Annotated in this window: 6 protein-coding genes and 2 tRNA genes; 7 read left to right on the top strand and 1 reads right to left on the bottom strand. The window is 71.2% G+C overall.

Going from position 1 to position 5,805, the window contains the following annotated elements:
• Positions 1–40 precede the first annotated feature (40 nt).
• From SSBG_RS06730 to SSBG_RS06720, 3 genes are all read left to right on the top strand, one after another.
• Positions 41–781, top strand: a complete 741-nt coding sequence (locus SSBG_RS06730; protein WP_008745451.1) for an HAD family hydrolase — start codon at positions 41–43, stop codon at positions 779–781.
• Between the two features lie 80 nt (positions 782–861).
• A tRNA-Gln gene (locus SSBG_RS06725) sits at positions 862–933 on the top strand.
• A gap of 21 nt (positions 934–954) precedes the next feature.
• A tRNA-Glu gene (locus SSBG_RS06720) sits at positions 955–1,027 on the top strand.
• Positions 1,028–1,240: 213 nt separating this feature from the next.
• Here the strand turns inward: SSBG_RS06720 and ndgR are convergent.
• Positions 1,241–1,960 (bottom strand): IclR family transcriptional regulator NdgR, encoded by a 720-nt coding sequence (gene ndgR / locus SSBG_RS06715; RefSeq protein ID WP_007821702.1) that lies wholly within the window; start codon positions 1,958–1,960, stop codon positions 1,241–1,243.
• Between the two features lie 177 nt (positions 1,961–2,137).
• Here ndgR and leuC point away from each other — a divergent pair, with 177 nt between their 5' ends.
• The 4 genes from leuC to SSBG_RS06695 all read left to right on the top strand — a co-directional run bounded on the left by leuC (position 2,138) and on the right by SSBG_RS06695 (position 5,669).
• Complete coding sequence (leuC, locus tag SSBG_RS06710) at positions 2,138–3,559, top strand: 3-isopropylmalate dehydratase large subunit (protein ID WP_008745450.1); 1,422 nt, start codon at positions 2,138–2,140, stop codon at positions 3,557–3,559.
• 5 nt (positions 3,560–3,564) lie between these two features.
• Positions 3,565–4,158, top strand: coding sequence for a 3-isopropylmalate dehydratase small subunit (gene leuD, locus SSBG_RS06705; protein ID WP_008745449.1), 594 nt, complete (start codon positions 3,565–3,567; stop codon positions 4,156–4,158).
• Between the two features lie 499 nt (positions 4,159–4,657).
• Positions 4,658–4,885, top strand: coding sequence for a hypothetical protein (locus SSBG_RS06700; protein WP_008745448.1), 228 nt, complete (start codon positions 4,658–4,660; stop codon positions 4,883–4,885).
• Positions 4,886–5,039: 154 nt separating this feature from the next.
• Positions 5,040–5,669: an HU family DNA-binding protein gene (locus tag SSBG_RS06695; protein WP_008745447.1), complete on the top strand. Its 630-nt coding sequence runs from the start codon at positions 5,040–5,042 to the stop codon at positions 5,667–5,669.
• Positions 5,670–5,805: the final 136 nt, after the last annotated feature.

Genomic DNA, 5,805 nt, shown 5'->3' with positions numbered 1-5,805 from the left:
CCTCGGGCGTGACCGCCCCACCGCGCCTATCCTCGGCAAGGTGGCAGCGAACACGCGGGTCAAGGCCGTCCTGTGGGACGTGGACGACACCGTCTTCGACTACACACGCGCCGACACCGAGGGCCTCGCGGCCCACCTGCGCGCCGAGGGCCTCCTGGAGCGCTTCGGCGGCCCCGAAACGGCCCTCGCGCGCTGGCGCGCCCTCACCCGGCACCACTGGGGCCGCTTCGCAGCGGGCGGCGTCGGTTTCCTGGAGCAGCGCAGGGACCGCGTACGGGACTTCCTGGCCGCTCCGCTCGGTGACGCCGAGGCCGACGCCTGGTTCGACGCGTACTTCGCGCACTACGAGGCCGCCTGGACGCTCTTCACGGACGTCCTCCCCGCCCTCGACGCCCTCGCGAGGAGCCACCGGCACGGCGTCCTCTCCAACTCCTCGGCCGCCGTGCAGGGCCCCAAGCTCACCGCCCTCGGCCTCGGCGACCGTTTCGAGAGCCTGCTGTGCGCCGCCGAACTCGGCGTCTCCAAGCCCGAACCCGGCGCCTTCCGCGCCGCCGCGCGCGCCCTCGGCCTCGCCCCGGCCGAGATCGCCTACGTGGGCGACGAACCCTGGATCGACGCACGTGGCGCGGTGGACGCGGGCCTCGTGGGAGTCTGGCTGGACCGCGCCGGACGCCACGCGCGCGAGGACGTCCCTGAGGGCGTGCACCGCATCGGCGGGCTCCGCGAGCTGCCGGGGCTGCTCGCGGATACCCGTTTTGGAGCGCCGTCGACCTTCGGGTAATGTTCTTCCTGCGCCGCCGGACGGGGTCCTCTCACGGCAGTAGCGCCGGTTCGAATCCGGTCGGGGGTACGGAAGTTCCTTGGGCTATGGTGTAATTGGCAGCACGACGGTTTCTGGTTCCGTTAGTTTAGGTTCGAGTCCTGGTAGCCCAGCTGATCACTTCGAGTGATCTCGCCCCCGTTGTGTAGCGGCCTAGCACGCTGCCCTCTCACGGCAGTAGCGCCGGTTCGAATCCGGTCGGGGGTACTTCTCAAAGCCCTTCATCCTCTGCGGATGGGGGGCTTTCTCGTGCGTGCGCGACGGTGCGTGCGCCGCGTCCGGCAGCGGTGGCGCTGGTCCGGACGGGCGGGGCGGCTTCGTCGGCGTCCCGCCCGTACCGGCGGGTACGGAGTCGGTGCTGCGTGCGGTACGGGGTCGTGCGTGCGGTGTGTACGGGTCGTGCGTGCGGGTGCGGGGCGCTCAGCCACCGTTGCGGCGCAGCGCCTCGCTCAGGCGGGCCGCGGCGTCGATGATGGCCTGCGCGTGCATCCGGCCCGGGTGGCGCGTCAGGCGCTCGATGGGGCCGGAGACCGAGACGGCGGCGACGACCCGGTTGGAGGGACCCCGCACGGGCGCCGAGACCGAGGCCACGCCCGGCTCGCGCTCGCCGATGGACTGGGCCCAGCCCCTGCGCCGTACGCCCGAGAGCGCGGTCGCCGTGAACCGCGCGCCCTGGAGCCCCCGGTGCAGGCGCTCCGGCTCCTCCCAGGCGAGCAGGATCTGCGCCGAGGAACCCGCCTTCATCGTCAGCGTCGAACCGACGGGGACCGTGTCCCGCAGTCCGGACAGCCGTTCCGCCGCCGCGACGCAGATACGCGTGTCGCCCTGGCGGCGGTAGAGCTGCGCGCTCTCGCCCGTCACGTCCCGCAGGTGCGTGAGCACCGGGCCCGCCGTGGCGAGCAGCCGGTCCTCGCCGGCCGCGGCGGCGAGTTCCGAGAGGCGGGGGCCGAGGATGAACCGGCCCTGCATGTCCCGCGCCACCATGCGGTGGTGCTCCAGTGCCACGGCGAGGCGGTGTGCCGTGGGCCGGGCGAGCCCGGTCGCGCCGACCAGGGAGGCGAGAGTGGCCGGACCGGACTCGAGGGCGCTCAGAACGAGAGCAGCCTTGTCGAGTACGCCGACGCCGCTAGAGTTGTCCATGCAACGATATTCGCGTCTCACTCTGTGAAACGCAAGTTCAATTTCCACGGGAAGTTGCCACTCTGTAGGAGCGGGCCCGAGGACCACCGGGCCCAGGACCGCCGCCACCCACGAGGGGACGGCCGGGTACTCACCTCCTAGTTGGGCCTGGCATCGCCGCCGGCCGAAGGGAAAGCGATGGGTAGGACACTCGCGGAGAAGGTCTGGGACGACCACGTCGTCCGGCGCGCCGAGGGCGAGCCCGACCTCCTCTACATCGACTTGCACCTGCTGCACGAGGTCACCAGCCCGCAGGCGTTCGACGGCCTCCGCCAGAACGGCCGGCGGGTGAGGCGCCTCGACCTCACCATCGCGACCGAGGACCACAACACCCCCACCCTCGACATCGACAAGCCCATCGCAGACCCGGTCTCGCGCGCCCAGCTGGAGACCCTGCGCAAGAACTGCGCGGACTTCGGCGTCCGGCTGCACCCGCTCGGCGACGTCGAGCAGGGCGTCGTCCACGTCGTGGGACCGCAGCTCGGCCTCACCCAGCCCGGCACCACCGTGGTCTGCGGCGACTCGCACACCTCGACGCACGGCGCCTTCGGCGCCCTCGCCTTCGGCATCGGCACCTCGCAGGTCGAGCACGTGCTCGCCACGCAGACACTGCCGCTCGCCCGCCCCCGGACGATGGCCATCACCGTCGAGGGCGAACTGCCCGCCGACGTCACCGCGAAGGACCTGATCCTCGCCGTCATCGCGAAGATCGGCACCGGCGGCGGCCAGGGCTACATCCTGGAGTACCGCGGCGCCGCCATCGAGAAGCTGTCGATGGAATCCCGCATGACCATCTGCAACATGTCGATCGAGGCCGGTGCCCGCGCGGGCATGATCGCGCCCGACGAGACGACGTTCGCCTACCTCAAGGACCGCCCCCACGCGCCGCAGGGCCCCGAGTGGGACGAGGCGGTCTCCTACTGGAAGACGCTGCGCACCGACGAGGACGCGGTCTTCGACGCCGAGGTCGTCATCGACGGCTCCTCGCTCGCCCCCTTCGTCACCTGGGGCACCAACCCGGGCCAGGGCGCCCCGCTCTCGGCGCGCGTCCCCGACCCGGCGAGCTTCGACGACCCCTCCGCGCGCTTCGCCGCCGAGAAGGCCCTGGAGTACATGGGCCTCGCCGCCGGTCAGCCGCTGCGCGAGATCTCCGTGGACACCGTCTTCGTCGGCTCGTGCACCAACGGCCGTATCGAGGACCTGCGCGCCGCCGCCGACGTGCTGCGCGGCCGCGCCGTCGCCGACGACGTCCGGATGCTGGTCGTCCCCGGTTCCGTACGGGTCGCGCTCCAGGCCGTCGAGGAGGGCCTGGACAAGGTCTTCACCGAGGCCGGGGCCGAGTGGCGGCACGCCGGCTGCTCGATGTGCCTGGGCATGAACCCGGACCAGCTCGCCCCCGGCGAGCGCTCCGCGTCCACGTCCAACCGCAACTTCGAGGGCCGGCAGGGCAAGGGGGGCCGCACCCACCTCGTCTCGCCCAAGGTGGCCGCAGCGACGGCGGTCCTGGGCCGCCTCGGCTCGCCCGCCGACCTCACCGCCACCGCGCCCTCGGGAGTCTGAGCACCATGGAAGCCTTCACCGTCCACACCGGCCGCGCCGTCCCGCTGCGGCGCTCCAACGTCGACACGGACCAGATCATCCCCGCGCACTGGCTCAAGAAGGTCACGCGCGACGGTTTCGAGGACGGCCTCTTCGAGGCATGGCGCAAGGACCCGGAGTTCGTCCTGAACAAACCGGAGCGCGCCGGGGCCACCGTCCTCGTCGCGGGCCCCGACTTCGGTACCGGCTCCTCGCGCGAGCACGCCGTCTGGGCCCTCCAGAACTACGGCTTCAAGACCGTCATCTCCTCGCGCTTCGCGGACATCTTCCGCGGCAACTCGCTCAAGAACGGCCTCCTGACGGTCGTCCTCGACCAGGAGACCGTGGAAGCCCTCCAGGAGCTGGCCGAGCGGGACCCGCGGGCCGAGATCACGGTCGACCTCCAGGAGCGCCAGGTGCGCGCCGAGGGCGTCACCGCGGACTTCGCGCTGGACGAGAACTCCCGCTGGCGGCTGCTCAACGGGCTGGACGACATCAGCATCACGCTGCGCGAGGACGACACGATCGCCGCGTACGAGGCGCGCCGGCCGGCCTTCAAGCCGAGCACGCTGCCCGTATGAGGCGCCCGCGCGCCCAGCGCGTCCCACGCGCATCGCGCGCCGACGTGAGGGCGTGGTCGCGCCGGGCGGTGTGAACCGTCCGTCCGCACCACGCCGACGTGGGACGCGTCCTGTGCCCCCGGTCGTACGACGACCGGGGGCACAGTCGTGCGCGGAGGCCGTACGACCGGCGGCCGTACGGCCGGGGGTGCGGTCGTGTGCGGCGGTTGTACGGCCGGGGGTGCGGTCGTGTGCGGGGCGGGTCGCAGTCGTGCTGCGGGCAGGGGCGCCAAGGTCGCGGAGCTTTGGCCAAAAACCCTCGGTCGGCGCAGTGTTGCCGAGCGGCGCGACGCGCCCGGGGCGCCGCCGAACGGGTGGTCGCAACTCCCTTGTCCCGCAAGGCAGAAGACCTGTGATTATGGCCCCTGCCTGCACTGTCCCGGCCCGCCGACGAGGCCGCCCCAGACGGTAGTTACCCCCTGCGCAGGCGACAACTCAGGCCAGATGGCACAATCGAGGCATGGAAAGCGACGGCCAACTCCAGCTTTACGGCGCGGTCGCCGACCGACTCAAAGAAGCACATACAAGGGTGCGCACACTGCAAGTCCCGGAGAGCGTACGGATGGCGCTGACCCGGAAGCTGCTGGTCATTACGGCCGCGGCCAAACACGATCTCGCAGGTGCCGCGGCACGCCTGGACCGGTTGTCGAAGGACATCGACGAGGGGCGTTATCCCGGTGACGACTGAATCAAGCCGTCGCACGGGGACTCTCCCGGGTCTCGCGGGTGTTGCGGCACAAGGGTGATTAGCCCGTTTCGTGTTTGATTTGCGGTATATATCCGCCTAGCGTGCGAAAAAGCTTGAACAGATTCGTTCTGGCAATGTCTCCGAAGGGGAAGACGTGAACAAGGCGCAGCTCGTGGAAGCGATTGCCGACAAGCTCGGCGGGCGGCAGAACGCCGCCGACGCCGTGGATGTGGTCCTGGACGCCATCGTCCGTGCCACCGTCGCCGGTGACCGGGTCTCCGTCACCGGGTTCGGCTCGTTCGAGAAGGTCGACCGTCCGGCCCGGTACGCCCGCAACCCCCAGACCGGGGAGCGGGTCCGCGTGAAGAAGACCTCGGTGCCGCGCTTCCGTGCGGGCCAGGGCTTCAAGGACCTCGTCGCGGGGACCAAGAAGCTCCCGAAGAACGACGTCGCGGTGAAGAAGGCCCCCAAGGGCAGCCTCACCGGCGGCACCAAGACCACCGCCAAGGCGGCGGCGAAGAAGGCCACGGCGAAGAAGGCGACGGCCGCCAAGAAGGCCACCACGGCCACCGCTCCGGCGAAGAAGACCACCGCCACGGCGAAGAAGGCCACCACCAAGAAGGCCACCCCGGCGGCGAAGAAGGCGACGGGCACCTCCGCGACCGCGAAGAAGACCACGGCCAAGACGGCGCCGGCGAAGAAGACGACCGCCAAGAAGGCCCCGGCCAAGAAGAGCACGGCGCGCACGACGACCGCCAAGAAGGCGACGGCACGCAAGAAGTGACCTTCCCGCACGTCGGCCCCTGCCGGCGTGCGCGTCCGGCGGTGACGCTCTTTCTCCCGCACCGGACGCAGTGACGTCACGGCCGCGGCCGGACCTCCGGCTCTCCGGAGGGACGCGGCACCCACGCGTCGGGCCG

Source organism: Streptomyces sp. SPB074 (assembly GCF_000154905.1).
Classification (GTDB): domain Bacteria; phylum Actinomycetota; class Actinomycetes; order Streptomycetales; family Streptomycetaceae; genus Streptomyces.
This window is presented reverse-complemented; position numbering and strand designations above follow the sequence as displayed.

What these genes read in the sequence shown, in the direction of transcription:
- ndgR (WP_007821702.1), bottom strand. Translation starts at nt 1,960, where the DNA reads ATGGACAACTCTAGCGGCGTCGGCGTACTCGACAAGGCTGCTCTCGTT.
- leuD (WP_008745449.1), top strand. Translation starts at nt 3,565, where the DNA reads ATGGAAGCCTTCACCGTCCACACCGGCCGCGCCGTCCCGCTGCGGCGC.
- SSBG_RS06700 (WP_008745448.1), top strand. Translation starts at nt 4,658, where the DNA reads ATGGAAAGCGACGGCCAACTCCAGCTTTACGGCGCGGTCGCCGACCGA.
- leuC (WP_008745450.1), top strand. Translation starts at nt 2,138, where the DNA reads ATGGGTAGGACACTCGCGGAGAAGGTCTGGGACGACCACGTCGTCCGG.